Source organism: Streptomyces sp. NPDC001373 (genome assembly GCF_042895815.1).
Lineage (GTDB): Bacteria > Actinomycetota > Actinomycetes > Streptomycetales > Streptomycetaceae > Streptomyces.
The window spans coordinates 1-3,201 of record NZ_JBIAWQ010000054.1; the positions used below are offsets into that span (position 1 = coordinate 1).

At 73.3% G+C, this 3,201-nt stretch carries 4 protein-coding genes; 3 read left to right on the forward strand and 1 reads right to left on the reverse strand.

The annotated features are described in order from the left end of the window. A partial coding sequence (locus ACFY15_RS36775) for an adenosylhomocysteinase (RefSeq protein ID WP_351650166.1) occupies positions 1-95 on the forward strand: 95 nt, incomplete at its 5' end. A 92-nt stretch (positions 96-187) separates the two neighbouring features. Continuing rightward, a complete protein-coding gene (locus ACFY15_RS36780; RefSeq protein WP_390827073.1) occupies positions 188-850 on the forward strand; it encodes a hypothetical protein in 663 nt (220 codons plus the stop codon). On the opposite strand, the gene ACFY15_RS36785 is transcribed toward ACFY15_RS36780, so the two are convergent. Next, a complete protein-coding gene (locus ACFY15_RS36785; RefSeq protein WP_390827074.1) occupies positions 851-1,765 on the reverse strand; it encodes an RDD family protein in 915 nt (304 codons plus the stop codon). Positions 1,766-1,876: 111 nt separating this feature from the next. Between ACFY15_RS36785 and ACFY15_RS36790 the strand changes: the two genes are divergently transcribed. Then, positions 1,877-2,884 carry a stage II sporulation protein M gene (locus ACFY15_RS36790; RefSeq protein WP_390827075.1) on the forward strand — a complete coding sequence of 336 codons (1,008 nt, stop codon included), beginning with the start codon at positions 1,877-1,879 and terminating at the stop codon, positions 2,882-2,884. The last annotated feature ends 317 nt before the right edge of the window (positions 2,885-3,201 follow it).

Genomic DNA, 3,201 nt, shown 5'->3' on the forward strand with positions numbered 1-3,201 from the left:
TCGGCGTCAAGCTCACCACGCTGCGCCCGGAGCAGGCCGAGTACATCGGCGTCAAGGTCGAGGGCCCGTACAAGCCCGACCACTACCGCTACTGATCCCAGCGGATCGCGCACACTGAAGCAGGCCCCCGGCACCCGTGCCGGGGGCCTGCCCCGTACCTCCGTACGTCAGCCAAGGACCACAGCCCATGCCCCGCGGCCGCTACTCGCTCCACGACCCGCACGACCACGCCCCCCTCGGCGAGGAGCACTTCCACTGCGCCCCCGGCCCCTCGGGCTGGCGTTACGTCTCCCAGACCACCGGCCCCGGCGGCGAGCACCTGGGCTCCCTCGACCTGGCGGTCGACGCCCTCGGCCGCCCCATCCGGCTCGAAGCCAACGCGGCGAGCTGGCAGGTCCGCGGAGCCGCCATCGACGGCGTCACCTGGGTCCGCACCGACCCCACCGGCACCGAGGCCACCGAGGGCAACGTCGCCGCCCCCGGCTTCACCGGCACCTCCCCGGCCTTCCTCGTCGCAACGGCCCGCCTGCTGCGCCTGACCCCCGGCGCCCCCGCGACCCGGATCCGGCTCGTCGCCCTCACCGACCCGGTCCTCGCCCCCCGCACCGTCGACCAGGCCTGGGCACTGCGCTCCCGCGCCGAGCACCCCACCGACAGCGGCCCGCTCGTCGTGGACGAGTACCAGGTCACCGCCCTCGACACGGGCGAGGTCCACACCGTCCACATCGCCGGGGACGTGGTCCTCTCCGCCCCCGGCATCGAACTCGAACACCTGGAGACCCCGCCGTCCGCCTTCACGGACTCCGAGGACCCCGGGCACCCCGAGCACTTCGAGGGCCCGGAGGCCTAGCTAGGCGGGCGGCGCGAACCCGGTGGCGGGCGGCGCGGGCTCCACGGGAGCCGCGGGCCCCACCGGCCGGGCGGGCTGGGCAGGCCGCACGGGCTGTACGGGAGCGGCCGGCGCCACCGGGATCCCCCCGTACGCCACAGGACCGGGACCGGGACCGGGCGCCGGCGCGGCGGCGAAGGCCCGGGCGGCGTCCCGCGACTGCCGCTCGTGCACCACGGCCATCAGGAACGCGGCCGCCGGCACCCCGGGCGGCGCCGGCGCCCCGGTCCGCGCCACCACGTCGTCCGCGAGGCGCGCCGCCATCACCGCGCCCGTGTGCGGGTCCAGCTGGTTCATCCGCGTCAGGTACTGCCGGATCGCCAGCCACAGCCCCTCCGGCACGGCCGAGAGGTCCAGCCCCGCGAACCGTCCGGCCAGCCACGGCGGCGGCGGGGGTACGGGCATCACCCGCGCCCCCGGCACCCGCTCGCGGATCACCAGCGTTCCCGCGAACACGTCCCCGACCCGCCGCCCCCGCTCCGACACCAGCGACGCGGTGCACGCCACCGTCCCGAAGGTCATCAGCAGCTCCACGACCCCCATCGCCCCGCGCACCAGCGCGTGCCGGAACCGGATCGGCCCGCCGTCCTCCCGCACCACCCGCAGCCCGCAGGCCAGCTTCCCCAGCGAACGCCCGTGGCTCAGCGTCTCCACCGCGATCGGCACCCCGACCAGCACCAGCACCAGCGTCGCCACCGACACGGCCGCCTGCGCGGCCTCGTCGAGCCCGGCGGTCGCGAGGACCAGTGCGAGCAGCACCAGCAGGTACCCGGTGACGTACACGGTCAGGTCGAGCAGGACCGCCAGCGCCCGGCTCGGCAGCCTCGCCGGCCGCAGACCCAGGACGACCGCGTCCCCCGTCACCAGACCGTTCACCGGACACACCTTTCACCGACCTGACCCGCCCCTGCCCACCCCAGTCTGCCAAGCTGGCCGCAGGACGAGCAGCCGTATCGGGCGGGCCAGGGGCAGGGGAGCGACAACCGGATGGATCTCGACGTCTTCGTGGCCGCCCACCAGGCGCAGTGGGACCGCCTGGAACAGCTCCTCGGCCGGGGCCGCCGGCTCACCGGGGCGGAGGCCGACGAACTCGTCGCGCTCTACCAGCGCACCGCCACCCACCTCTCCCTGATCCAGTCGAGCGCCCCCGACCCGCTGCTCACCGGCCGCCTCACCCAGCTGGTGGCCCGCGCCCGCTCCACCGTCACCGGAACCCGCCGGGCGAGCTGGCGCGACGCCGCCCGCTTCTTCACGGCCGGCTTCCCGGCGGCCGTCTACCGCAGCCGCCGCTGGTGGATACCCGCGGCTCTGCTCTCCACGGCCCTCGGCGTGCTCATCGGCTGGTGGATAGCCACGCACCCGGAGGTCCAGGCAGCCGTCGCAGCGCCCGAACACCTCAAGGAGCTGACGCGACCCGGCGGCGAGTACGAGACGTACTACTCCAGCCACCCGGCGGCCTCCTTCGCCGCGAAGGTGTGGACGAACAACGCCCAGGCCGCCGCCGTCTGCCTGGTCCTCGGGGCCTTCCTGGGCCTGCCGGTGCTCTGGATCCTCTTCCTGAACATGGCCAACCTCGGAGTCGGCCTGGGCCTGATGGCCTCGGCGGGCCGCCTCGACGTCTTCCTGGGCCTGATCCTCCCGCACGGCCTGCTCGAACTGACGGCGGTGTTCGTCGCCGCCGGCACGGGCCTGCGCCTGGGCTGGACGGTCGTCGACCCGGGCCCGCGCACCCGCCGCGCGGCTCTGGCCGAGCAGGGCCGAGCCGCCCTCGGCATGGCCATCGGGCTGGCCGTGGTCCTGTTCGTCTCCGGTCTGATCGAGGGCTTCGTGACGCCGTCGGGCCTCCCCACCTGGGCCCGCATCGCGATCGGCGTCGCCGCCGAGGCCACCTTCCTGACGTACGTCTTCGTCCTGGGCGGCCGTGCGTCGCGCGCCGGGGAGGCGGGCGACGTGGAGGAGGCGGACCAGACGGCCACGCTGCCGACCGCGGCGTGATGTGCGTAGGGGCCCGCTCAGCTGCTAGTCTCCTCGTCGTCGCGAAGGGTGTTGACACATCCGGAGCGTGGAGGTAGATTCGAACGGTTGCCTCGAACTGGACAAGTTCGGCAGCGATGGTTTAACATCTTCTTCGCCCCCAAGAATCCAAGAAATTGCATTCCGTTGGGGCACATCCAGCTCTGAATCAGGATCTGAAGCCGGGAAATCCGGTGGAAAAACTCTGATAGAGTCGGAACCGCCGGAAAGGGAAAACGCGAAAGCGAAGAACCTGGAAAGCGCCGAGGAAGTCGGACACGAAAGAGTCTGATAGAGTC

Excerpts from the sequence above, each read along its gene's own strand:
- ACFY15_RS36780 (WP_390827073.1), top strand. The coding sequence starts at position 188 with ATGCCCCGCGGCCGCTACTCGCTCCACGACCCGCACGACCACGCCCCC.
- ACFY15_RS36790 (WP_390827075.1), top strand. The coding sequence starts at position 1,877 with ATGGATCTCGACGTCTTCGTGGCCGCCCACCAGGCGCAGTGGGACCGC.